This window comes from Streptomyces ficellus (assembly GCF_009739905.1).
GTDB lineage: Bacteria > Actinomycetota > Actinomycetes > Streptomycetales > Streptomycetaceae > Streptomyces > Streptomyces ficellus_A.
This window is the reverse complement of record NZ_CP034279.1, coordinates 5,684,802-5,708,701: the sequence shown is the minus strand read 5'-3', so window position 1 is coordinate 5,708,701 and position 23,900 is coordinate 5,684,802. Positions and strand designations below refer to the sequence as shown.

Annotated in this window: 23 protein-coding genes; 12 read left to right on the top strand and 11 right to left on the bottom strand. The window is 73.9% G+C overall.

The window, feature by feature from the left end; all coding sequences use genetic code 11:
• Positions 1–33 precede the first annotated feature (33 nt).
• Positions 34–507, bottom strand: a complete 474-nt coding sequence (locus EIZ62_RS25520) for a GNAT family N-acetyltransferase (RefSeq protein WP_156695018.1) — start codon at positions 505–507, stop codon at positions 34–36.
• Between the two features lie 101 nt (positions 508–608).
• Entirely contained in the window at positions 609–2,153 is a 1,545-nt protein-coding gene (locus EIZ62_RS25515; protein ID WP_156695017.1) for an aldehyde dehydrogenase (NADP(+)), read from the bottom strand.
• A gap of 300 nt (positions 2,154–2,453) precedes the next feature.
• Between EIZ62_RS25515 and EIZ62_RS25510 the strand changes: the two genes are divergently transcribed.
• The 5 genes from EIZ62_RS25510 (at position 2,454) to EIZ62_RS25490 (ending at position 7,365) form a co-directional block, all read left to right on the top strand.
• The gene (locus tag EIZ62_RS25510; RefSeq protein ID WP_156695016.1) at positions 2,454–3,413 is read left to right on the top strand and encodes a hypothetical protein; all 960 of its coding nucleotides are present in this window, start codon (positions 2,454–2,456) and stop codon (positions 3,411–3,413) included.
• Positions 3,410–4,669, top strand: a complete 1,260-nt coding sequence (locus EIZ62_RS25505) for a sensor histidine kinase (RefSeq protein WP_156695015.1) — start codon at positions 3,410–3,412, stop codon at positions 4,667–4,669. Before EIZ62_RS25510 ends, EIZ62_RS25505 begins: the two co-directional genes overlap by 4 nt.
• 29 nt (positions 4,670–4,698) lie before the next feature.
• Positions 4,699–5,331, top strand: a complete 633-nt coding sequence (locus EIZ62_RS25500; protein ID WP_244376288.1) for a response regulator — start codon at positions 4,699–4,701, stop codon at positions 5,329–5,331.
• A gap of 76 nt (positions 5,332–5,407) precedes the next feature.
• A complete protein-coding gene (locus tag EIZ62_RS25495; protein ID WP_156695014.1) occupies positions 5,408–6,856 on the top strand; it encodes a peptidoglycan D,D-transpeptidase FtsI family protein in 1,449 nt (482 codons plus the stop codon).
• Between the two features lie 122 nt (positions 6,857–6,978).
• Positions 6,979–7,365: a hypothetical protein gene (locus EIZ62_RS25490; protein WP_156696597.1), complete on the top strand. Its 387-nt coding sequence runs from the start codon at positions 6,979–6,981 to the stop codon at positions 7,363–7,365.
• Positions 7,366–7,500: 135 nt separating this feature from the next.
• Here EIZ62_RS25490 and EIZ62_RS25485 read toward each other — a convergent pair whose 3' ends face one another.
• Positions 7,501–7,833 (bottom strand): hypothetical protein, encoded by a 333-nt coding sequence (locus EIZ62_RS25485; protein ID WP_208828037.1) that lies wholly within the window; start codon positions 7,831–7,833, stop codon positions 7,501–7,503.
• A 47-nt stretch (positions 7,834–7,880) separates the two neighbouring features.
• Positions 7,881–9,575, bottom strand: a complete 1,695-nt coding sequence (locus tag EIZ62_RS25480) for a carboxylesterase/lipase family protein (protein ID WP_167536427.1) — start codon at positions 9,573–9,575, stop codon at positions 7,881–7,883.
• A gap of 117 nt (positions 9,576–9,692) precedes the next feature.
• Here EIZ62_RS25480 and EIZ62_RS25475 point away from each other — a divergent pair, with 117 nt between their 5' ends.
• The 4 genes from EIZ62_RS25475 to EIZ62_RS25460 all read left to right on the top strand — a co-directional run bounded on the left by EIZ62_RS25475 (position 9,693) and on the right by EIZ62_RS25460 (position 13,209).
• The gene (locus EIZ62_RS25475; RefSeq protein ID WP_167536426.1) at positions 9,693–10,655 is read left to right on the top strand and encodes a MerR family transcriptional regulator; all 963 of its coding nucleotides are present in this window, start codon (positions 9,693–9,695) and stop codon (positions 10,653–10,655) included.
• A gap of 206 nt (positions 10,656–10,861) precedes the next feature.
• Entirely contained in the window at positions 10,862–11,674 is an 813-nt protein-coding gene (locus EIZ62_RS25470; RefSeq protein WP_156695011.1) for an NAD-dependent epimerase/dehydratase family protein, read from the top strand.
• Positions 11,675–11,719: 45 nt separating this feature from the next.
• Positions 11,720–11,950, top strand: a complete 231-nt coding sequence (locus EIZ62_RS25465; RefSeq protein WP_156695010.1) for a hypothetical protein — start codon at positions 11,720–11,722, stop codon at positions 11,948–11,950.
• Between the two features lie 35 nt (positions 11,951–11,985).
• Positions 11,986–13,209 carry a TerD family protein gene (locus tag EIZ62_RS25460; protein ID WP_156695009.1) on the top strand — a complete coding sequence of 408 codons (1,224 nt, stop codon included), beginning with the start codon at positions 11,986–11,988 and terminating at the stop codon, positions 13,207–13,209.
• A gap of 5 nt (positions 13,210–13,214) precedes the next feature.
• Here the strand turns inward: EIZ62_RS25460 and EIZ62_RS25455 are convergent, their stop codons facing one another.
• Positions 13,215–16,280: a cytochrome P450 gene (locus tag EIZ62_RS25455; protein ID WP_156695008.1), complete on the bottom strand. Its 3,066-nt coding sequence runs from the start codon at positions 16,278–16,280 to the stop codon at positions 13,215–13,217.
• Positions 16,281–16,345: 65 nt separating this feature from the next.
• Between EIZ62_RS25455 and EIZ62_RS25450 the strand changes: the two genes are divergently transcribed.
• Together EIZ62_RS25450 and EIZ62_RS25445 are read left to right on the top strand one after the other, a co-directional pair.
• Positions 16,346–16,960: a PAS domain-containing protein gene (locus EIZ62_RS25450; RefSeq protein WP_156695007.1), complete on the top strand. Its 615-nt coding sequence runs from the start codon at positions 16,346–16,348 to the stop codon at positions 16,958–16,960.
• Positions 16,957–17,724: an SDR family NAD(P)-dependent oxidoreductase gene (locus tag EIZ62_RS25445; protein ID WP_156695006.1), complete on the top strand. Its 768-nt coding sequence runs from the start codon at positions 16,957–16,959 to the stop codon at positions 17,722–17,724. Before EIZ62_RS25450 ends, EIZ62_RS25445 begins: the two co-directional genes overlap by 4 nt.
• 375 nt (positions 17,725–18,099) lie before the next feature.
• On the opposite strand, the gene EIZ62_RS25440 is transcribed toward EIZ62_RS25445, so the two are convergent.
• The gene (locus tag EIZ62_RS25440; protein WP_156695005.1) at positions 18,100–19,560 is read right to left on the bottom strand and encodes a hypothetical protein; all 1,461 of its coding nucleotides are present in this window, start codon (positions 19,558–19,560) and stop codon (positions 18,100–18,102) included.
• A 206-nt stretch (positions 19,561–19,766) separates the two neighbouring features.
• On the opposite strand from EIZ62_RS25440, the gene EIZ62_RS25435 reads away from it, so the two are divergent.
• A complete protein-coding gene (locus tag EIZ62_RS25435; protein WP_156695004.1) occupies positions 19,767–21,626 on the top strand; it encodes an endonuclease/exonuclease/phosphatase family protein in 1,860 nt (619 codons plus the stop codon).
• 4 nt (positions 21,627–21,630) lie between these two features.
• Here EIZ62_RS25435 and EIZ62_RS25430 read toward each other — a convergent pair whose 3' ends face one another.
• The 5 genes from EIZ62_RS25430 to EIZ62_RS25410 form a co-directional block, all read right to left on the bottom strand.
• A complete protein-coding gene (locus tag EIZ62_RS25430; protein WP_156695003.1) occupies positions 21,631–22,353 on the bottom strand; it encodes an antibiotic biosynthesis monooxygenase in 723 nt (240 codons plus the stop codon).
• Between the two features lie 121 nt (positions 22,354–22,474).
• Entirely contained in the window at positions 22,475–22,753 is a 279-nt protein-coding gene (locus tag EIZ62_RS25425) for a DUF4235 domain-containing protein (protein ID WP_156695002.1), read from the bottom strand.
• Positions 22,754–22,761: 8 nt separating this feature from the next.
• A complete protein-coding gene (locus EIZ62_RS25420) occupies positions 22,762–23,019 on the bottom strand; it encodes a DUF3618 domain-containing protein (protein WP_156695001.1) in 258 nt (85 codons plus the stop codon).
• Positions 23,016–23,405, bottom strand: coding sequence for a phage holin family protein (locus EIZ62_RS25415; protein WP_244375963.1), 390 nt, complete (start codon positions 23,403–23,405; stop codon positions 23,016–23,018). The genes EIZ62_RS25420 and EIZ62_RS25415 overlap by 4 nt, the downstream gene beginning before the upstream one ends.
• A gap of 287 nt (positions 23,406–23,692) precedes the next feature.
• Positions 23,693–23,899 carry a hypothetical protein gene (locus EIZ62_RS25410; protein ID WP_156695000.1) on the bottom strand — a complete coding sequence of 69 codons (207 nt, stop codon included), beginning with the start codon at positions 23,897–23,899 and terminating at the stop codon, positions 23,693–23,695.
• Position 23,900 lies beyond the last annotated feature (1 nt).

The following is a 23,900-nucleotide window of genomic DNA, read 5'->3' as shown; positions in this document are numbered from 1 at the left end:
CGTCACTTTACGCCGTGTTCGGCCCCTCGCCCGTCAGGGCGCCGTGAGGGCGAGCCGCAGCACCAGGTGGTTGCCGGACCGCGGTGCGACCGGGTCCGGGAGCCAGCCGTGACGGGTGTAGAAGGCGTGGGCGCGCTCGTTGTGCTCGAAGACCTCCAGGCGGGCGGTGGTGACGCCCGCGGCACGCCAGGCGGCGACGCAGGCGGCGTGCAGCCGGGTGCCCGTGCCCCGGCGCCAGTGCGCGGGGGCGACGTGCAGCTGGGTGAGGCTCATCGTGCCGTCGACCGGCCGGAAGGCGGCGACGCCCACGAGCTCGCCGTCCGCCTCGGCGCACAGCACGGCGTTGCCGCGGTCGACGGCCGCCGCCCAGCCCTGGCGGCTGCGGGCCAGTTCGGCGGGGCCCTCGAAGTCCGCGTCGGGGAGGTGGCCGCGGTAGTAGGTGGCGCGGGCCTCCTGGTGGAGGGCGGCGATGGCGTCGAGGTCCTGGAGGGTGGCGTGGCGGATCATGCCGGGGAGGACGACCGGCGCCCGGGGGCCGGTTGCGGGGCGGGGCGTGGTCAGCGGGTGCGGCGGGGCGCCCGGCCCGGGAGCCGGGCGCCCGTGCGGGTTCAGGCGTCCCGGTCCGGGAGTTCCATCCGTCCGTCGACGCGGCGGGGCAGGCCGAGCGGGTTGTCGTCGCGCAGTTCGGGCGGGAGCAGTGCCTCGGGGGTGGACTGGTAGGCGACGGGGCGCAGCCAGCGTTCGACGGCGGTGCCGCCGACGGAGGTGGAGGTGGAGGTGGTGGCCGGGTAGGGGCCGCCGTGGTGCTGGGCGGGGGCGACGGCGACGCCGGTCGGCCAGCCGTTGACGAGGACGCGGCCGGCGAGCGGGGTGAGCCGGGCCAGGAGTTCGGCGCCGCGGCCCTCCCCGGCGGCTTCGGCGGCGGAGAGGTGGACGGTGGCGGTGAGGTTGCCGGGCAGCCGGGACAGGACGGCGGTGGCCTCGTCGTCGCCGTCGTACCGGGCGACGACGGTGACAGGGCCGAAGCACTCCTCCAGCAGCAGGTCGTGCGGGCCTCCGGTGGCCAGCCGGGCGGCCGGGACGGTGAGGAAGCCGGGGCTGACGGTGTGTTCGTCGCCGGCGCCGGGGGCGACGGGGGCGTCGACGTCCGGGAGCGCGGCGCGTGCGGCGGCGCCCGCGACGAAGGCGTCCCGCATGCGGTGGTCGAGGAGCACGCCCTCGCCCGCGCGCTTGACCTCGTCGGCGAGGGCGGCCAGCAGTGCGTCGCCGTCCGCGCCCGTGGGTGCCAGCACCAGGCCTGGCTTGACGCAGAACTGGCCGACGCCGAGCGTCATCGACCCGGCGAGCCCGGCCCCGATCGCCGCGGCTCGTTCGGCGGCGGCCGCCGCGGTGACCACGACCGGGTTGAGGGAGCCGAGTTCGCCGTGGAAGGGGATGGGGACGGGCCGGGCGGCGGCCGCGTCGAAGAGCGCCCGCCCGCCGCGTACCGAGCCGGTGAACCCGGCCGCGGCGACCAGCGGGTGCCCGACCAGGGCGACGCCCGCGTCGAAGCCGTGGACGAGGCCGACGACGGCCCGCGGGACGCCGGTCCGCTCGGCGGCCAGGTGGAGGACGCCCGCGACGAGTTCGGAGGTGTGCGGGTGGTCGGGGTGGGCCTTGACGACGACGGGGCAGCCGGCGGCGAGCGCGCTGGCGGTGTCTCCGCCGGGCACCGAGAAGGCGAACGGGAAGTTGGAGGCCGCGTAGACGGCGACGACGCCGAGCGGGACCTTGAGGCGGCGGAGGTCCGGGACGGGCGGGGTGGCGGTGTCGTCGGGGTGGTCGATGACCACGCCGAGGAAGTCGCCCTCGTCGACGATGCCGGCGAAGGACCGCAACTGGTAGCAGGTGCGGGCCAGTTCGCCGGTGAGGCGGGTGGTGCCGAGGGCGGTCTCGGCGTCGGCCGCCGCCACCAGCCGGTCCTTCGCCGCGTCGAGCAGGCCGGCCGCGGTGCGCAGGAACGCGGCGCGCACCACACGGTCGGCGAGTGCGCCGCGGGCGGTGTGCGCCGCGCGTACGGCGTGGTCGACGTCCGCGGCCGTGGCCTCCACGGCGACCTGTTCCCGCCGCTTCCCGGTCCGGGGGTCGACGCTCCAGACTTGCGCTGCTGCCACCACGACGTCCTTCCGGGCCGGGGGTCGCGCGTTCGGTGCTCCGAACGGCGTTCCTGACGATGAGTAAAATTTTATTGAGCGGCGCACCGTGTTCACAAGGGCCCGGTTGGGGTGCGGGAGGAACACGGCCTCGCGGAGCGTCACGTCCTCCCCGTGCGTCTCGTCCTTCACGGCCGGGCGTCTCCTGCGTCACGGCCGTACGTCTCGTCCTCCACGGCAGGGCGTCTCCGCCGCGCGGCGGAGACGGTTCAGCATCCGGCAGGACGCGCCCGGGCGGGCCCCGGCGGGAGCGTGGGAGCCATGACGACGACCTCACCCGCGCCCGCCCCGGCGACGCTCCGGCCCGGCTCCGCCCGCCGGGTGCTGCGCGCCCTCGCCATCGCCTCCTGCGTCCCCTACGTAAGCCTCAAGCTCGCCTGGATCTCCGGCAGCCGCGTCGGCATCCCCGAGGGCAGCATCCTGCTGGACGACCCCGGCCTGATGGCCGCGCTGAACCTGGTGACCGTGGCCATGGACGCGGCGGTCGTCGTCCTGGCCCTGCTGTTCACCCAGCGGTGGGGCCTGGCCGTGCGGGCCTGGCTGCTCGTCCTCCCCATGTGGGTGGCGACCGGGCTGCTGGCCCCGATCATGGTGGGCTACCCGGTGCAGCTGGCGGTGGCCGGACCCCCGGCCCCCGCCGAACCCTTCCTCGACACGTGGGTCTTCGCGGTCGTCTACGGCGGGTTCATCGTCCAGGGCCTCACCCTGGGAACCCTGTTCGCGCTGTACGCGCGGGACCGCTGGAGCCGGGTGTGGCGCGGCCGGGTGGGCGACCTGTCCCCCTCGCCGGCCCCGCCCGCCGTCCGGGTGGCCGCCGTGGCGGCGTCGGCGCTCCTGGCGGCTCCGGCGGTGGTGCACGCGCTGTGGCTGTCCGGCTCCACCGTGGGGCTGCCCGACGGGCGGACGGCCGCGACCGGCGACCTCTCCGCCCTGGAGGGCGTCCGCCTGCTGTTCCTCGCCGCCGCCGCGGCGGGGGTGCCGGCGCTGGTGCTGCGGCTGGGCCGCGCCCTGCCGGTGAAGGCGCCGCTCGCACTCGCCTGGACCGGGTCGGCCGGGGTGTGCGCGTGGGGCGGCTGGCTGCTGCTCGCCGGACTGCTGCCGCAGGCCGATCCCGCCGACGAGCCCACGGCCCTGATGACGCTGACCTACGCTGGGGAAATGATCACGGGGTTGGTGCTCGGCGCCTGCGTGGCCGTCGTCCTGCGGCGGCGCGCGGCGTGAGGGCTCTGGGCGGGGCGCTGCTGGGGCGGCGCGCGCGGCTGCGCTGGGTGCACCTGATCCTGGGGGGCGCGCTGTTGATGCCGTACTGGCTGCTGGGCACGCTGGTCGTGGCGCCGTTCCGGAACGGTGACGGCCTGTTCGCGGGCGACCTGGTGGTGCAGTTCGGGGCGTACGGGGTGGCGTTGCCGCTCGCCGCCGTGTCGGCGCTGTTCCCGCTGGCCCGGCCCATGTCGGTGGCGGTGGCGCGGACGCTGTGCGGGGTTCCGGCGGAACGGTTCGCCGACGGGCCGGCCCGGTCGTGGGCGGCGAGGGTGCGGACGGCCGGGTGGTTCACGCTGCACACCGGGGTGGGCGGACTGGTCGCGGGGATGTCGCTGGCGGTGCCGCCGTTCGCGGTGACGCTGATGGCGCTGCCCTTCTCGGCCGCGCTGCGGCGGTCGGCGGCCGCCGGGTTCTGGTCGCTGGACCAGCGGTGGCTGGTGTACGGCGGGGTGCCCGCGGGGCTCGCGACGCTGGCCGCGCTCGCGGCGGTGGCCGCCGGAGCCGGTGCCCTGCTCGCCCAGCAGGCTCCGCCGCTGCTGGGGCCGACGCCCGCGGACCGGCTGGTCGCGGCGGAACGGCGCGCCGCCGACCTGGCCGTGCGCAACCGCCTCGCCCGGGAGCTGCACGACTCGGTGGGGCACGCGCTGAGCGCCGTCACGCTCCAGGCGGGCGCCGCCCGCACGGTGCTCGACAGCGATCCGGAGTTCGTACGGGAGGCACTGACCGCGATCGAGGAGACCACGCGCCGCACCGTCGGCGAACTGGACGCCGTGCTGGGCCTGCTGCGCCAGGGCGAGGACGACGGGGAACTGCCGGGGCGGCCGGGCCTGGAGGCGCTGGAGGCACTGCTGGCGGCGGCGGGGCGGCCGGTGTCGCTGACCGTCCGGGGCGGCGACCCGGCCCGCGTACCGGAGGCGGTGTCCCGCGAGGCGTACCGCATCGTCCAGGAGGGCCTGACCAACGCGGCCCGGCACGCGGGGGACGAGCCGGTGTCGCTGACCATCGAGCGGGACGAGGAGACGTTGGAGATCGTCATGGAGAACCCCCTGCCCGCCCGGCCGCCGGTGGCCCGGCCCGGCGGCGGCCGCGGCCTGCGGGGCGTCGGCGAACGGGCCCGGCTACTGGGCGGTACCGCCGGGGCCCGCCCGGTGGACGGCGTGTGGCGGCTGGAGGCCCGGCTGCCGGCCGGGGCGCGCGGGGAGGGCGTCCGGTGATCCGGATCGTGCTGGCGGACGACGAGCGGATGGTGCGTACCGCCCTGCGGGTCATCCTGGACGCCGAGCCGGACCTGGAGGTGGCCGGCGAGGCGTCGACCGGCGCGGAGGCGGTGTCCGTGGCGCGCGAGCTGCGGCCGGACGTGGTGCTGATGGACGTGCGGATGCCGGAGCTCGACGGGATCCGCGCCACCGAGCGGATCCTGGCCCGGGCACCGGACCCCGCGCCGCGGATCGTGGTGGTCACCACGTTCGAGAACGACGCCTACGTGTACGAGGCGCTGCGCGCCGGGGCGGCCGGGTTCCTGCTGAAGCGGGCGGCGCCGGAGGACCTGGTGGCCGCGGTCCGGCTGGTCACCCGGAGCGATTCGCTGCTGTACCCGTCGGCGCTGCGGGGCCTGGCGGCCGAGTACGCGCGGCGGCGCCCGCCGGCCGCCCCGCCCTGGGTGGCGCGGCTGACCGAGCGGGAGGGCGAGGTGCTGCGGCTGATGGCGACGGGCCTGACCAACGCGGAGATCGCCCGGCGGCTGGGGGTCGGCCCGGCCACGGCGAAGACGCACGTGGCGGCGGTGCTGGCGAAGACGGGCGCCCGGGACCGCACGCAGGCGGTGATCGCGGCGTACGAGTCGGGCTTCATCACCCCGGCGGACCCCCGAGGATGAACGTTTCCTGAGAATCGTCGTGGATGGGCGGTGTCCCGGAACCCTCCCCTCCTCCCGGTTCGTCCTTGTGTGCGGGATGAACAAGACGATCAGAAGAGCCGCCGCCTTCTCCCTGCTGCTGGTGCTCGCCCTGCTCCTCCGGGCGACCTGGGTGCAGGCGTACGAGGCCAAGGCGCTCGCGGACGACAAGCACAACCGGCGGAATATCATGGAGCAGTACGCCCAGCCGCTCGGGGACATCGTCGTGGCCGGCTCGCCGGTCACCGGCTCGAAGGAGACGAAGGGCGGGGACCTCAGCCACAAGCGCACCTACAAGAACGGCGAGCTGTACGCGGCCGTGACCGGCTACAGCTCGCAGGCGTACGGGTCGAACCAGCTGGAGGGCGTCTACGCCGACGTCCTGGACGGGACGGACAGCCGGCTGAAGAACCCGCTCGACGCGCTCACCGGCAAGCAGACCGAGCCGGGTGACGTCCTCACGACGATCGACCCGGCGGTGCAGAAGGCCGGGTTCGAGGCGCTGGGCGACGTCAAGGGCGCGGCCGTCGCCCTCGACCCGAAGACGGGCCGCGTCCTCGGCATGGTCAGCACTCCGTCGTACGACCCGTCGGCGATCGCCGGGATGACGGACGGCGACGCCTGGAGGAAGCTCACCGAGGACGAGGACAAGCCGCTGGTGAACCGGGCGATCCGGCAGCCGGTCGCGCCGGGCTCCACCTTCAAGCTGGTCGTCGCGGCGGCGGCGCTGGAGGACGGGCTGTACGGGTCGGTCGACGAGCGGACGGAGAGCCCGAACCCGTACCGGATGAAGGGCACCGTCACCGACCTGGTGAACGAGAACCCGTCCGCGCCCTGCGAGGACGCCTCGATCCGGGTCGCGCTCCAGTACTCCTGCAACAACGTCTTCGGGAAGATGGCCGTCGACCTGGGGCAGGACAAGGTCCGCGCGATGGCGGAGAAGTTCGGCTTCAACGACGAGGAGCAGGACGTGCCGGTGCGCGCCTACCCGAGCGTCTACCCGTCCGGGATGGACGACGCGCAGACGGCGCTGTCGGGCATCGGCCAGTTCGACGTGACGGCCACACCGCTCCAGATGGCCATGGTGTCGTCCGCCATCGCCAACGACGGGATGCTGGCGGCGCCGCACATGGTGTCGAAGGTCGTGGACGCGGACGGCGACACCCTGGACACGTACGGGGACGGGGAGTCCCGGCGGATCGTGTCGTCGTCCACCGCCGAGCAGTTGCGCAGCGCGATGGTCACGGTCGTCGAGGACGGCACCGGCTCCAACGCCAAGGTCGACGGAGCCGAGGTGGGCGGCAAGACGGGCACCGCGCAGCGCGGCGTGGAGAACAGCGAGAAGCCGTACGCCTGGTTCACCTCCTACGCCAAGGACGCCGAGACCGGCCAGGAGGTGGCGGTCGCGGTGCTGATCGAGGACTCCCACGCGCAGCGGGCCGAGGTCAGCGGCAACGGGCTGGCGGCTCCGGTGGCGCAGAAGATGATGGCGGCGGCCCTGAAGTAGCCCCCGCGCGCGGACGGCCGGCGGCCGCACGGTATGCAGGTCCTTCGTACCCCTGTGCGTAGGGAGGACCCACCGTGCGACCGCTGTCCCGTCACCGCCCCCGTTCCCCGTCCGGCTGGACCATGGCGGTCTTCGGACTGCTCGCCACCGCGCTGGGCGTCGTGGGCCTGGTCTCCCCCGGCACGCTGCTGACGGTCATGGGCTTCACGCCCCTGCCGGACGCCCGGCGCGCGGACGGGGACCACACCCTGATGTTCCTGACCGCCTCGTCGATGGCCGCGGTGAACATGGGCGTGTACTACGTGCTGGCGGCGCTGGCCGACTGGAAGGCCTTCTTCCGCTGGACCGTTCCCTTCCGGCTCCTGACCTGCACCGTGTTCCTCCTCGCGGTCGCCACCGGCCGCGCCCCGGCCGGGTTCGCCGGCGTGGCCCTGTGGGAGGGCCTGGGCGCGGTGGTGACGGCGGTGGCCCTGCGGTACGAGCGGAGGGCGGGGCACCGGACGGCCTAGGTCGTGTCCGTAAAGTCTCGCCTGGCCCGTGACGCCCTGCACGCACTGTCGCCGCGTTGTCGTCGGTCGCCATGGCCCCGCCCTCCGGGCGGACGCCGATACTTTCCGGACACTCCCTAGGGCAGGGTGCCGGGGTCAGTCCTCCGCGGCCTCCCCGTGCAGGAACGCCGGCGGGGAACGGTCCCACCCCGGCGCTTCCAGCGCATTCAGCCCGGACACCTCCAGGATCGTCCGCAGTTCCGGGAACTGCTCGGCGACCGCGGTGAACGCGGGGGCGTCCGCACCGTGGTGGTGCCGGTTCAGCGCCGAACGGAAGGTGAGGCAGTGGGTCCGCAGCTCGCGCAGCCCCGCGCCGCCCGCGAGGGAGGCGTCGACGTCGTCGCGCAGCATGGCGAACTCCTCGCGGAGCCAGCGGTGTACATCGATCAACTGGTTGCCGAACGCCGTCAGGCGTCCGTGGGATGTCACCAAGGATCGCGTTTTCCGCAGGGTGCCCACCCGAGGCCGCGGGCGGCTCACCGGGACAGGCGGTCCCAGAACGAGCACCCGTGTGCGGCATACGCGTCGACGGGGTGGACCCCGCCCGGTCCCGGAGCCAGCGACTGCACCGATGCCGCGTGAGGCGACGAAGCGCGAAGGGCGGGCCAGAACGGTGCGTCGGTGGTGTTCGGGTTACCGGTGCGCGCGAAGTCCGTCCAGTAGCCGACCATCAGGTCCGACAGGGCGCGCTGGCCGTCGTTGAGCGGGCGTTCGGTGGGGAACGAGGTGAACAGGTACGGCATCTCGAAGCCGTGCGCCGCCCCGTAGGTGAATCCCGGGTTCGCCGGCAGCCCGGCGAGGACGGGAGCGTCCGGATCGTTGAACTCGTAGCCGTAGACGGGCAGGCCGGGCGCGTGTGCCGCGACGGTCCGGCCGGCTGCCAGCGTGGTGCACGTGAAGGATCGATCGGTCAGCACCGCCGCCCAGGCCAGCGCGGGAGAGGGATGGTCTGCTGCCGGATACCGCGCCTCGACGGCTGGTGCCGCAGCCCCGAAGGCTTCCGCCAGGCGGGCTCGGTAGTCGCCCTCCGTACGGATCGGGAAGGCTGCGAGCGACAGGCCGACGAACATCCGCATCTCATCGTGGTTGCTGCCCAGGATGACCGGGATGCGGTGGAAGCGTCCCGACGCCAACGCCCGGGCGGGTGCTACGGGAAGCAGCCCGTTGCCGAAGGCAGGGCGGTTGAAGGACTGCATCAGCTGCGCGGTGGCGAGACGATCCGTGCCCTGCCCGCGCAGGCACGCCAGAACTTCGTCCCTGCCACCCTCGGTGCAGCCCAGTTGCCGGGCAGCCTCCGCACCGGCCGTCTGGACATCGGCCTGTGAGGCGAACGGCTCGTAGGCCGGTGTTCCGGGGCCGAGCGCGCCGCGCGGGAACGACGTGAGGCAGGAACCGCTCTGGAGGACGGCCCGTTGGAAGAGTCCTGCGGCCGGCGGCGAGGTGAGGTGGGCACAGATGCTGAGGGCGCCTGCCGACTCACCGAACAGCGTGACACTGCCCGGATCGCCGCCGAAACGCGCGGCGTTCGCCCGCACCCAGCGGAGGGCGGCCTGCTGGTCCGCCAGGCCGAACGGCGGGGCGGCGCCCAACCCGGAGTGGCCGAAGTAGCCGAAAATCCCCAACCGGTAATTGACCGTGACGACGATGGCGTCACCCTGAACCGCCAGCCGTTCAGCGCTGTAGTCACTGCCGGAACCGCCCAGGAACGCACCGCCGTGCATCCACACCAGCACAGGCCGCTTCTTCGCTGCCGGCTTCGCCGCCGGCACCGTGACGTTGAGGTAGAGGCAGTCCTCCGAGCCGGTGACCGCGCCCCCACCCGGTGCCGGCATCTGCACACAGCGTTCAGCCGGCCTCGTGGCGTCACGCACACCCTGCCACGCGGCGGCGGGAACGGGGGCACGCCAGCGCCGCGGTCCGGTCGGCGGCGCGGCGTAGGGAATGCCGTCGAAGGCGGTGTACGAGTCGTGGGACACGCCGCGCACCAGGCCTTGCTCCGTCCGTACGACCGTACGGCCTTGCCTCGTTGAGTCAGGGGACGCGGGGTTTGCGGCGCCGGCCGCGGGTACGGCGGTGGCCGGCAGCAACGCCACCGCACACAACAAGGGGAGGAGCACCACGCGGAGTCTGGCTCTTCCGTAGGGACGCGGTGCTGTCGTGGTCGGGGGCATATGTACCACCGTTCTTGTGTAGGGGGACGGGACGCGGTGGCGCGTGAGACCGGTGCGGACCGACCCGTCGGCGATCAATACGCTAGGACCTCCCGCGCACTGGAGGTTCAAGGGGCTGTGACGCAAGACACGTGGAGCATCGGTGAACTCGCGGCCGGAACGGGTGTTCCCGTCAAGACGCTCCGCTACTACTCCGACAGCGGTCTGCTGCCGGTGGCCGCTCGTAGTACCGGTGGTCATCGGCGCTACGGCACCGAGGCGTGGGAGCGGATCCGGCTCATCAGGCGCCTGCGGGCGCTGGACACCCCGATCGCGACGATCACGCAGGTGGTCACGGGGGAGTGCACGCTCGGCGAGCTGGTGGCGACCGAACTCGAAGCGGTGCAGGAACGTCTGACCGAACTGCGGTGGCGCGAGGCCACGCTCAGATCACTGGACGACTGCCCGGGCGAGGAACGGCTCCGGCGCCTGGAGATACTCTCCCGCGTTCAGCGGCTCCCGGAGGCGCACCGCACGCTCACCGATCACTGGTACCGCGAGCTGTCCGCGACCATGCCCAAGCCTCGCCTCGACATCATGGTCGCCATGCTGGCCCCCGCGCCGCCGCAGGACCCCGTCCCCGCCACAGCTCTCGCCTACGCCGAGCTCCACCTGCTCGTCTCCACGCCCGGTTTCACCCGCTGGACCCAGGACCACGACGAAGAGATGAGGGACGGCCCCGCCTTCTACGCGGAGATCGACGAAGCCGCCGCGCTGACGGCCGCCGCTCTGGGCCAAGGCTTGCCGCCGGGCGCCGGCGACGCCGTGGACGCGTTCGTGTCCGCCCACGCCCGGGCCCGGCGGGAGTCGGACACCCCCGCTTTCCGCGCGCACCTGCACGGGCTGGTGTCGCGGTCATCGGGCTTCGACCCCCGATTGGTGAAGTACTGGGCCCTGGTCGGCACGGCCACGGCCGGCCGTGTCCTGAACATGACCGTGGCACACCGATGGCTCACCGACGGACTGTCGATGTCGATCGCCGCACAGGGCTTCCAGCAGTCTCCTGGGCCGCGCCCCAAGGGCCGCGGGGACGGGATGTAGGGCAGACAGCCGCTCCGGTCGGCGGCCCTGGTCCGCGGGCCGGGGCATGGCGAACGGATCGACACGGGTTCCGCGGGACTGCAACGCGCGGATCGGTGTTCGACGGAAAACGGCAACCCACGGACGAAAGCGGCCCACCGCCGCCACACTTGACGGCGTCCCCCACCGCCCCGGCCGCCCCCACCGCCCAGCGAGGAGACCCGCCCATGCCCGCTCCCCGGACCGTCCTGCTCACCGGAGCCGCCGGCGGCGTCGGCACCCTGATGCGGGGGCTGCTGCCCGCGTACGGGTACGAGCTGCGCCTCCTCGACGCCGTCCCCATCGCGAGCGAACCAGACGCGATCACCGCCTCGCTCGCCGACGAGGAGGCGCTGCGCGAGGCGGTACGGGGCGTCGACGCGATCGTCCACCTTGCGGGCATCTCGCTGGAGGCGCCCTTCCAGGAGATCCTGCGCACCAACGTCGAGGGCACGTACCACCTGTACGAGGCGGCCCGGGCGGAGGGCGTGCGGCGGATCCTGTTCGCGTCCAGCAACCACGCCGTCGGCTTCACCCCGCGCCCCCGCGCCGACGGCCCGCTCATACCGGTCGGCACGCCCCACCGCCCCGACACGTTCTACGGCCTGTCCAAGTGCTTCGGCGAGGACCTGGCCCAGCTCTACTGGGACCGGCACGGCGTGGAGACGGTCTCCGTGCGGATCGGCGCCTGCGAGATGGAGCCCACCACGGTGCGGATGCTCTCGGTCTGGCTGAGCCCCGGCGACTGCGCCCGCCTCGTCGACGCGGCCCTCACCGCCGAGGACGTCCGGCACACCGTGGTGTACGGCTCCTCCGCCAACACCCGCCTGTGGTGGGACCTCTCGACGGCCCGGGGACTCGGCTACGAACCGCGGGACGACTCCGAGCAGTACGCCGCGAAGCTGATCGCCGAACTCGGTGAACCGGACGACGCCGACCCCGCCCACGCGCACCTCGGCGGCCCCTTCTGTACGGACCACCCGCCCCGGTGGCCGTGCTGAAAAACCGGATGACGGACCGGGCGGCCGGCCGGGAGGATGCCGCCCATGCCCAGACCCCACGGTTTCACCTATGAGCGCCTCGCCGACGGCACCGTCGAGATCACCCACCAGGGCCGCCCCGCCGGCACCCTGCGCGGCGCCCGCGCGGAGAAGTTCCTCGACCAGGCGCGGTCCGGCGACGCCCAGCTGGTCATGGCGCGCTGGACCGGCGCGTACAAGCACGGCAACGAGCGGACCGCCCGCGACCACCCCCGTAACCGGAGTGGCCGAAGGTAAGGGAACGGCAAAGGGACCTCGCTCGTTACCCCGGCATGACAGCTATGACCCCCGGCTCGAACATCCCGCTTCCCGTCACGCGCGTGGCGGTGGACGTCGCCGCGCCCGTGCGGCTCGACGTATCGGGCCTGCTGCTCACCGCCGACGGCAAGGTGCGCTCCGACGACGACTTCATCTTCTACAACCAGCCGTCCGGCCCCGGCGTGACCTACCGGTCGGGCGGCGGCACGGCGCCCGACGCCATCATCGTGGACACGGCAGCCGTGCCGCCGGGCATCGAGAAGATCGTCGTCACCGCGAGCCCGGACGCCGCGGGGCAGACGTTCCAGGGCATCGAGCCCACCGCCACCATCCGCAACGCCGACGACGGCAGCGCGCTCGCCACCTTCACCCCGCCGCGGCTGGGCACCGAGACCGCGCTGGTCGTCGTCGAGGTCTACCTCCGCAACGGCGCCTGGAAGGCCCGCGCGGTCGGACAGGGGTACGCCAACGGGCTGGCCGGCATCGCCACCGACTTCGGCGTCTCGGTCGACGAGGAGCCCGCGCAGGCCGCGCCCGCCCCCGCCCCCGCGCAGGCGCCGACGCCCCCGTCCGCCCCCGTGACGCCCGCGCCGGTGACACCGCCCGCCCAGGCCGCGCCGGCCGCTCCCCCGGCGCCGCCCGCGCCCGCCCCCGGAGCCGGGAAGATCAACCTCGACAAGGGCCGGGTCAACCTCCAGAAGAACCAGACCGTCTCCCTCGTCAAGGGCGGTCGTCCGCTGCTCTCCCAGGTCAAGATGGGCCTCGGCTGGGAGCCCGCGTTCCGCGGCAAGGACATCGACCTGGACGCCTCCGTCATCGCGTACGGCCCGCAGCGCAACCATCTGGACAGCTGCTACTTCGGCAAGCTGACCATCCTGGGCGGCGCGGTCAAGCACTCCGGCGACAACCTCACGGGCGAGGGCGCGGGCGACGACGAGGTGATCATGGTCGACCTCGGCCGGCTGCCCGCCGACGCCACCGGCCTGGTGTTCACGGTCAACTCCTTCTCCGGCCAGAAGTTCACCGAGGTCGCCAAGGCGTACTGCCGGCTGATGGACGCGGCGACCGGCGAGGAGCTGGTGCGCTTCGACCTGACCTCGGCCGAGCCGCAGACAGGCGTCATGATGGCCAAGCTCATCAAGCAGTTCTCCGGTGAGTGGGAGATGACCGCCATGGGCGAGTTCGTGAAGTCGAGGACCGTGCGCGGCATGGTCAAGCCGGCCGCGCAGGCCCTCTGACCCGGTCACCCGCCGTAGACGTCCTCCACATAGCGCCCGTCGGTGACGAGGCGGTCCAGCCAGGTGCGGGCCGCCTCGTCGTCCGCGCCCGGCGTGTGCCGCACGTACAGCGCGCGAAACGCGTCCCGGACGCCGGGAGCCATCCGGGAGGCGTCCCCGCACACGTACACCCGGGCGCCCCGCCGGAGCAGCGGCCACAGCTCGGCCGCGTCGGCCTCGATCCGGTGCTGGACGAACCGGGCACCGTCCACCGGGGCCTCGCTGAACGCGGGGCGTACGGACACGACGCCCTCGGCCTGCGCCGCCGCGAGCTCGTCGCCGTGCAGGTAGTCGGCATCCGGGGCGTCGCACCCGAAGTAGAGCAGCGCCGGGGCCGGGGCGGGCGTCCCGGCGGCGGCGAGGGCCCGCCGGTCGGCGACCACGCCCCGGAAGGGGGCGAGTCCGGTTCCGGCGGCGACCAGGATCAGCGGCGTGTCGCCGTGGCTGACGCGGAACGCCTCCCGGCACGGGCGCACCCCGGCGAGGACGGTGTCGCCGGGCCGGACCGACGCCAGGTGCGCGGAGCCGGTCCCGGGGGCCGCCGCCGACACCATCAGGTCGGCGTGGCCGGGGTCCACGGCCGGTGACGACGACACCGAGTACGTCCGCGGCCGCATCGGCTCCAGCAGTTCCAGCAGCACCGGCCAGGTGAGCGCCTCGCGCAGCGCGGGGTGGGCCTCGACCAGGTCCGGCAGGGTGGCCGTGCCCGGCGGGACCGCGCGCAGGGCGGCCTGCTCGGGCGGGCAGGGGTTGAGCGCGGCGAGCCGGGCGAGCGCCTCGGCACCGGGCCGGTGCCCCAGGTCCACGTGGTGGGTGAGGAGTTCGCGCACGGTGACGGGCCGGTCGACCGCCAGGGCGGCGAGCCCGGGGCCGGCGGCCGGGACGATGCTCAGTACGGTGTCCGGATCGGCGCCCAGGAGCCGGGCCGTGCGCTCGACGAGGGCGGACGGGTTCGCGGGCAGGACCGACAGGTGGTCGGCGGTGCGGTAGGTGACGCCCTCGGGCAGCGCGACGCGGACGAACCGCTTCACGCGCGCGTACGCCGGCTCCGTCAGGCTGCGGCTCGCGGTCACCGTCATGGGAACCAGGTCGTGCCGTCGCGCCAGGGCGTCCAAGGGGCCGCCCGTCAGCTCGGTGACGGTGTACGCGGGCCCGCCGGCCTCCCCCGCCAAGGCAGGGTCGCCGTACCGGTCCAGCAGTTCCCGCAGCAGGGTGCCGGTGAACGCGCGCACCGCACCGCCCAGGTCGCCGGACGCGTCCGCCTCCCCGCGCGCCACGAGGCGGTCACCGCCCAGCTCGGCGAGCCGGGTGTCGACGCGGCCGGGCACGCGCTGGTAGGTGGCGGCCCAGTTGCGGTCGCCGACGCCCAGCACCGCGTACGGGACCCCGTCCACGGCGCCCGCCCCGGCCTTCTCCAGCCACTCGGTGAACCCGGCGGCGTCGTCCGTGGGGCGGCCGTTGTAGGAGGCGGCGACGACCACGACCGGCCGCCCGGCGGGCAGGCCGCCCGCGTACGCGTCCAGCGGGGCGACCTCCGCCGCGCAGCCGATGCCCTCGGTGGCGGCCGCCAGGTCCGCGGCGAAGCCCCGGCACGTGCCGTAGTTGCTCCCGTGCAGCACCAGCACCCCGGTGCCGTCCAGGACCCGCGAAGGCCCGCCCGCAGCACTCTCCTCCACCGCCTCCGGCTCCGCACGGCGCGCGAACCGCTCCGTACGCGGCGAGATCTCCAGCGTGAAGCCGTCGGGCTTGAGGGTGAGCGTCTCCTTCACCCGCAGCCCGTAGCGGTCGTGGTCGGCGAACCGGTACCGGTGCACGAGCATGGCGAGCAGCATCGTCGCCTCGTGCAGGGCGAACTGCCGCCCGATGCAGGCACGTTCGCCGGTGCCGAAGGGCTTGTAGGCGTGGACCGGGCGGGCCGCCTCCGCCTCGGGGTCGAACCGGGAGGGGTCGAACAGCTCGGGGTTGTCGCCCCAGACGGCCGCGTCGCGGTGGAGCATCGGTACGACGACGGTGGCCGCGTCGCCGGCGCGCATCGGGATCCGGCCACCGAGCACGGTGTCCACGCGCGCGTGGCGGCTGAACGCGGCGGCCGTCGGCCACAGCCGCAGTGCCTCGTTCAGCACCTGACGCGTCCGGCGCAACAGGCCGACCTCCTCGAACGTCGGCTCCGGGCCGTCCGTGTCGCCCCACAGCGCGTCCACCTCCCGCTGCACGGCGCGCAGTTCACCAGGATGCTTGACCAGGTGGTACAGGGCGAACGCCAGCGCTCCGGAGGTGGTCTCGTGGCCCGCGATGAGGAAGGTGATGACCTGGTTGCGGATGTTGGCGTGATCCAGGTCGGAGCCCAGCATCAGCCCCATCAGGTCGTCCTGCCCGGTCTCCCCGGACGCCGTCCGCGCGGTGATGACGTCGTCCACGACGGAGGCCAGATAGGCCGCGTCCTCACCGAAGGCCGCGTCCTCGGCGTCGTGGTCGTCCCCCGCCCGCCGCCCCAGGCGGTGCATGGACCACTCCAGGCAGCGGACCATCGCCTGGACGAAGGGGTGCGGCTCGTCGCGCGCGAAGGACGCGAAGTCGTAGCCGAACCCGGCCAGTCCGATGGTGTCGAGGGTCATCCGCGTCATGTCCTCCGGCACGTCGACGGGCGTCTCGGCCGCGTCCCAGGACCGGATCAGGCGCCGCGCCACCCGCAGCATGACCGGGTGGTACGTACGCATCGACCCGAGCGCGAAGGCCGGCATCAGCACGTCGTGCGCCCTGGCCCAGTTGGGCTCGTCGTTGTACGCGGTGAACAGCCCGTCCTCGGCGAACGCGCGGACGTTCTCCAGCGCCGGGCCGACGTGCTTGGCGAAGCGTTCCTCGTCGCACAGTTCGGCGACCAGGTCCGGGTCGGCGACGAAGAGAACGTCCCGTCCGTGCAGCCGGCGCCGGATCACGGGGCCGTGCTCCCGGAGGAGGTCCATGACCTGCTGAAGGGGGGTGGACGTGGTCGACGCGATCTCGACGACGGGTACGGGGGTGTCGTTCCTCATGCCCCACACCCTCACCCCCGGCACCCGCCCGCCCCGACGGGTCTTCTACATGATTCTGTAGTGCCATGCACGACGTCCTCTGGCGCAACCGGGCGCTCCTGATCTTCGACCGGATGCCGGTGCCGGTCGCGGTGTGCCAGACGGACGGCGAAGTGCTGCTGGCCAACCCGGCCATGGCGGCGGAGTGGGGCACGACGCCCGGCCGGCTGCCGGGGCGCAACGTCCTGGAGCTGTTCCACCCCCGCTCGGCGGACCAGGTCCACCGCATCGAGGAGGCCGTCCGGCGGGGTCACCGGTCCCGCTATCCGATGCGGGTCGACTGGACGGGCCCGGACGGGCGGGAGCGGTACGGGGAGCTGACCGCGGACACGGTCAGCGACTCGGCGGACGCCCCGCTGTGCCTCCTGGTGGTGCTGAAGGTCCTGGGCGACCGCGCACGGCGCCCCGCGGCCGAGGTGTCCGGGACGGAGAGGCGCATCCTCGCCCTCGCCGCCTCCGGCGCGACGACCGAGCGCATCGCCCGCGCGGTCGACCTCACCGTGGACGGCGTCAACTACCACCTCACCCGCCTCTCCCGCCGCTGGGGCGTCCCGGGCCGTACGGCTCTGGTCGCCCGCGCGTACGTGCTGGGCGTACTGGACCCCGACAGCTGGCCCCCCACCGAAAGGCGTTCCCCGTGAACCTTCCCCCCACCGGCCGTCGCGTCCTCGTCAGCGGCGCCTCCCGGGGCCTCGGGCGCGCCGTGGCCCGGGCCTTCGCCGCGAACGGCGACCGGGTCGCGGTGCACTACGGCACCCGCGCCGACGACGCCCGCACCACGCTCGACTCCCTCTCCGGAACGGGCCACACCCTGGTGTCCGGCGACCTCGCCGACCCCGGGGAGGCCGCCCGCGTCGCCGACACCGCCGCCGCCGCGCTGGGCGGCCTGGACGTCCTGGTCAACAACGCGGCGGTGAACACCCGCCACCCGCTGCCCGAGACGCCGTACGACGCGTGGGTGGCGGCGTGGCAGCAGCACGTCTCGGTCAACCTGCTCGCCACCGCGCACCTGAGCCACCTGGCCGCGCGCCGCATGATCGACCAGGGCACCGGCGGACGGATCGTCAACATCGGCTCCCGCGGCGCCTTCCGCGGCGAACCGGACCACCCCGCCTACGGCGCCACCAAGGCGGCCGTCCACGCCCTCGGCCAGTCGCTGGCGGTCTCCCTCGCCCCGTACGGCATCGCCGTCGCCTCGGTCGCGCCGGGGTTCTTCACCACGGAACGCGTCGCGGACCGCCTGACCGGCGCGGAGGGCGAGGCGATCCGCGCCCAGAGCCCGTTCGGCCGGGTCGCCGACCCGGAGGAGATCGCCGCGGCGGTCCTCTGGCTCGCGTCCCCCGCAGCGGAGTGGTCCTCCGGCACGATCCTCGACCTCAACGGCGCGTCCCACCTCCGCACCTGACCCACCGCCCCGCACCCGGCGACGCACCGGGGCGGGGCCGTGCAGGGTCGCCCCCGCAGGGGACCGGCGGCGCTACCGGGGCTCCCATCCTCGTAACCCGAGGCCGCCGGCCCCGAGGAGGCGAGCCCGGAGGGGCCACGCCCCCCACCCACCGTGCGTATCCGCACCGCCCACCGGGCGAACCGGGAACAGGCACCGCCCCTGGGCGAACCGGGACGAGGCACCGCCCCGGTCCGTTGTGCCCACCCGTCCCGCCCCAGCGGGACGACTGCCCACAACGGGGGGCGAGGGTGGCCCAGCGGGGCGAGCCCACAACGAGACGGGCGGGGTGGTCGCCCGCCACGGGCGCGCCGGGGTGACGGGGGCCGGCCCCCGTCAGGCGTCGGAACGCGAGCGGGCCTTGAACGCCGCCTTGCGTGCTTCCTTCGCCGCGCCCTTGTCGCGGTGCAGGCGGCCCATCGCCTCGAGGACCTCGGGGGTCGCCGGGTGGTCGACCCGCCAGGCCGCTTCGAAGAAGCCGGTGTGCTGGCTGGTCAGGCCCTCGACGAGTTCCTGGAGTTCCTCGGAGTCGCCCCCGGCCACCGCGTGCAGCTGCGCGGCGATCGTGTCGATGGCGAGCCAGAAGATCATCGTCTCCGGCGGAGCCGGGACGTCCGCGGCGCCGCGTTCGGCGAGCCAGACGCGGGCGAGGCCGCCGAGTTCGGGGTCGTCGAGGACGTCCCGTACGGCGGGTTCGGCGTCGGCGCCGACGAGCGACAGCGCCTGCTGGCAGTGGAGCCGGCGCAGGGGTGAGCCGGCGTCGGAACCCTTCGCCGCGGCGAGCAGTTCGCGCGCCGCGGGGAGCGCCTCGCGGCGGTCGAGCCAGGCGTGGGTCTCGGCGCGCGCGGGGCCGGCCGGGTAGTGGGCCACTCCGTCGAGCAGGGTGTCGGCGCCCTTGTCGGCGAGGTCGCCGACGGCGGGCGCGTCCACGCCGGCCTCCAGCATGCGGGCGCGGACGCCGTACAGCCCGAGGGGGGTGAGTTTGACGAGTCCGTACCGGGAGACGTCCTCGTCGTCGCCCAGGGGCGTGGGCTCTTCGCCCTCTTCGGCCATGAGGGCCTCGTCGACGGGCTGGTATTCGACGAGGCCGATGGGTTCGAGGACCTGGAACTGGTCGTCCAGCCGCATCATGGCGTCGGAGACCTGTTCCAGGACGTCGTCGGTCGGTTCGCCCATGTCGTCGGGGACGATCATCGACGCGGCGAGCGCCGGCAGGGGTACGGGGGCGTCGCCGGAGCCGCCTTCGGTGACGGTGAGGAGGTAGAGGTTGCCGAGGACGCCGTCGAGGAAGTCGGCTTCGGCCTGCGGGTCCCAGTCGAGGGAGTCGAGGTCGAGTTCTCCGTCGTCGCCGAGGTGGTCGGCGAGGTCGTCGATGAGGGGGGCGGTCGCGTCGGCGTACGCGGTCTCCAGGGCGTCGAGCCACAGGGCGAGGACGTCCTGGGGGGTGCCGCCGGTGACGAGCGCGAGCTGGTCGCCGGCCTCGACGGTGCCCTCTTCGGCGCCGTTCTCGTCGTCCTGGGGGTCCTCGACGGCGACGAGTCCGGTGTCGACGGCGACGCGCCAGGCCTCGCTGGCGTAGGCGGCGCCGTCGTCGTCGGGGGCGAGCCCGAGCGCTTCGGCGGCGGCGGGCAGTTGTTCGTCGACGAGTTCGCCGCCCGCGCCGACCCGGGTCCCGGGTCCCGCCCAGCGGGCGAGCCGCACGGCCCTGGCGAGCAGCGGGGCGGCGAGCGCGTCGCGCGCCAGCTCCGCGTCCGAGGGCAGCCGCACCGGCGGCAGGGTGGGGCGTTCCGACGACATCAGCGGTTTCTCCTCGGGACGTGCGCGGGGTCGGGCGGCCCCCAGCGTAGACGTATTCGGGGCCCTGCCTGGCAGTTCATGTACCGGTCAAGTCCCGTACACCGACGGGCCTCCCGCCGAACCCTTGACAAGTACAGGTTCAAGCCAAGAGATTGACGCGCGTAGAGCTACCGCTCAGTACCCTCCACCACCTTCGGAGCATCGTGATGCCTTCCTCCCTTCCGAGATCCGCGCCGCGCACCGCACCGCGCACCGCCGCCGTTTCGGCCGTGGTCGCCGCCGCTCTCGCCGCCGGCCTGGTCGCCACCGGGTCGGCGACCGCCGCGGACACCGCCGACGCGACACGCATCCACGACATCCAGGGCACCACCCGGATATCCCCGCTGGTCGGGCAGCAGGTCAGCGGTGTGACCGGCGTCGTCACCGGCGTACGGGCGTACGGCTCGCGCGGCTTCTGGTTCCAGGACACGCAGGCCGACGCGAACCCGGCCACCAGCGAGGGCGTCTTCGTCTACACGGGCTCCGTCCCGACGGTCGCCGTCGGTGACGCGGTCACCGTCTCCGGCACGGTCACCGAGTACGTCCCGGGGGGTGCGTCGTCCGGGAACCAGTCGCTGACGCAGATCACCAAGCCCACGGTCACCGTCATCTCCTCGGGCAACCCGGTCCCGGCGCCGGTCACCGTCTCGGCCCGTTCCGTGCCGTCCGCGTACGCCCCGGCGGGCGACCCGGCGGCCGGCGGGTCCGTCAACGGGCTGACCCTGCGGCCCGGCCGGTACGCCCTGGACTACTACGAGTCCCTGGAGGGCACCAACGTCCGCGTCGGCTCCTCCCGGGTCGTCGGCGCGACCGACCCGTACCACGAGCTGTGGGTGACGGTGAAGCCGCACGAGAACGACAACCGGCGCGGCGGCACGGTCTACGGCTCGTACACCGCGCAGAACACCGGGCGCCTCCAGATCCAGTCGCTCGCCCCGGTCTCCGAGCAGCCCTTCCCGAAGGCGAACGTCGGCGACTGGCTGACCGGGACGACCGAGGGCCCGCTGGACTTCAACCAGTTCGGCGGCTACACGCTCACCGCCCGCACCCTCGGCACGGTCGCCGACCGCGGCCTGGAGCGGGAGCGGACCAGGAAGCAGCACCGCGGCGAGCTGGCGGTGGCGACGTACAACGTCGAGAACCTCGACCCCTCGGACCCCCAGGAGAAGTTCGACGCGCTGGCGAAGGCGGTCGTCGAGAACCTGGCCTCGCCGGACGTCCTCGCCCTGGAGGAGATCCAGGACAACAACGGCGCCAAGAACGACGGTACCGTCGCCGCCGACCAGACGCTGAAGAAGTTCACGGACGCGATCGTCGCGGCCGGCGGCCCGGCGTACCAGTGGCGCAGCATCGACCCGGAGAACAACAAGGACGGCGGTGAGCCGGGCGGCAACATCCGCCAGGCGTTCCTGTTCAACCCGGCGCGGGTGTCCTTCACGGACCGCGCGGGCGGCGACGCCGCGACGGCGACCGGTGTGGTCCGCGAGAAGGGCCGGGCGGCCCTGACCCACTCCCCCGGCCGGATCGACCCGGCGAACACGGCCTGGGAGAACAGCCGCAAGCCGCTGGCGGGCGAGTTCACCTTCCGGGGCGAGACGGTGTTCGTCATCGCCAACCACTTCGGCTCGAAGGGCGGCGACGAGTCGCTGGTCTCGCACCACCAGCCGCCGAACCGTTCCTCCGAGGCCAAGCGGCTCCAGCAGGCGCAGGCGGTCAACGCCTTCGTCAAGGACGTCCTGGAGGTCCAGCGCGGCGCCGACGTCGTCGTGCTCGGCGACATCAACGACTTCGAGTTCTCGGGGACGACGAAGGCCCTGACGGCCGACGGCGCCCTCCGCGCGGCGATCACCTCGCTGCCCCGCAGCGAGCGCTACTCGTACGTCTACCAGGGCAACAGCCAGGTGCTGGACCAGATCCTGACCAGCCCGTCGATCCGCCGCTTCGCGTACGACAGCGTGCACATCAACGCCGAGTTCGCCGAGCAGAACAGCGATCACGACCCGCAGGTCCTGCGCTTCCGGCCGTAGTCGCTCAGTGCGCGCCCGCGCCCGCGCCGAGGCTCAGCGCGGGCGCGTACCGCTTCACCCCGCCCCCGACGACGCCGGGGAAGGTCAGTACCTTCCGCCACTGCGGGGTGTCGGAGCCGACCCCGTCGCCGGGCGCGGCGAGTGCCTCGACGTGCGCCCCGGCGCTCTCCCACTCGGCGTAGTTGAGCACCCGGGTGCCGTCGAGGCCGAGATGGAAGTGGGCCGACATGCCGCCGGGGTGGGGGGCCGGGTCACCGGCGAGCGCGTCGAACACGCCGTCCACCCAAGCGCGTTGGCGATCGGGGTCCGGCCCGTCGAACTCGACGTCGACGATCACGACGCAGCCGGGTACGCGGTGGTCGTCCGGGTCCGGCGGGGCGCTGCGGTAGAGCGCGTACGAGTGGAGCGCGACGCGCTCGATGCCGGGGACGGCGGCGTCGATCTCGGCGTTCCGCTCGTCCCGGTGGGACCGGAAGAACTCCTCGTACGCCTCCTCGCTGGTCCACTGCGAGTAGTGCAGGAGCGTGTCCCCGTCCTCGCCGATGTGGACGGTGTACGACCGCAGCCCCACGTCCGGCCAGTCCCGGCGGCGCCAGGCCGCGGCGATGGCGTCGACGGCGGCCCGCTGCCGCTCCGGCGTACCGACGCGCCAGGTGCTCACCTTGACGACGCCGGTGCCGGGGCGCCGCAGGTCCGGACGGGCGTGGGGCTCGCTGACCACGGTCATGTCGTGTTCCTCCCGCTGAGGGCCGCGCCCGGTGCGGGCGCGGCTGCACGACCATGGTGGGAAATGAAGTGCGGTTGAGGTCAATGCCGGACGCGGGACGCGGGCGGCCCGGCCGGGACCGTCAGCCCGGCCAGGTGCCGGTGAGGCGCCGTACGCCCACCGCGCCGGAGCGGTCGACCGCCGCCTTGACCACCGCGAAGATGGCGCCCTGGATGGCCGCGGCCAGGAGGATCTCCTTCCACTCCCGTTCCTCGTCCATGGCGTCCGGGGCGTCACCGTCACCGACCGCCGCCCACGCCTTGGCGAACAGCGTGCTCGCCACGGCGCCGCCCGCCATGCCGAGCAGGATGCCCACCGGCCGGTAGAGGAGCTTCTGCTTGCGCTTCTTCTGCTTCGCCATTGCGGCGCTCACCCCCACTTTCCGCTGCGCCGCAGCTGCCACAGCACGACACCCGCCACCACGGCCGCGGCGACCGCCGCGAGGAGGGGCCGGGTGTTCTCACGGACCTGTTCCGGTGTCTTGTCGTGCACGAGGTGGGCGGCGCGCGCCTTCACATCGGTCTTGGCCATGAGCTGGTCGATGGTCTCGCCCAGTTCCTGCCGCTTGCGTGCCGCCTGGAGGCGGAGTTCGTCAGGCCCGGGGCTGTGGTGCGTGTCCCGTGTCATCGGTGGACCCTCTCCTTGAGCTCGTGGACGTCCGATCGCACGCCGTCGATCGCCCGCTCCGGTTTGGGCGGCACCGCCCGTTTCAGCTGCGCGCGGCCCATGACCGCGAGCGCACCGGCGACGGCCAGGAACAGCGCGGTCGCGATCAGCACCGCGAGCCATACGTCGAGGACGATGGCCAGGGCGGCGGCCACGGTGGCCCACACCCCGATCAGCCCGACGTAGCCGACGGCGGCCGCGGCACCGAGCATGCCGCCGCCCTTGCCGGCGCGTTTCCCCTTCTGCATCATCTCGGCCTGTGCCGTGCGCATCTCGGTCTTCACCAGGTCGGAGAGCTGTTCCGACGCCTGCTTCACCAGCTCGCCGACCGAGGGTTCTCCGGCCACGCGAATCGCCTCCCATCTCGTACGGGAAGGTCCGGGTACCCCGCCGGGCCTTCTCGCAACCAGCCGATGCTCCAGCAACGCTCACCCGTGCGAACGGGCAGGAACAGGCAGCCCAGCGCCGTGCCGGGCCGCACCCTCCGATCATGACCCTCACCCGCTCGTCCCGCCCGCCCGGGCGGCCCGCCCGAGCGGCCCGCCCGAGCGGCCCGCCGGCGGGTCCGCGAACGCCGCAGCCCGCCGACCGGGAGGTGGTCGACGGGCTGCGGGCCGCGTACGGGGAGCTGGTCTCAGGACCCGACGACGCGGTTGTGACCGAGGATGGCGACGTGCTCCAGCACGTCCTCCATGGGGTCGTCGATCTGGCCGATGGACAGCAGCGACACGCGGTGGCCGTTGTCCGAGCCGCTGTGCGCCTCATCGGCGTGGGCGGTTCCCGGGGAGAGGGCGGCCGCCAGGGCCAGCGCGCCCGGCAGGATCAGCCTTGCGATCTTCATA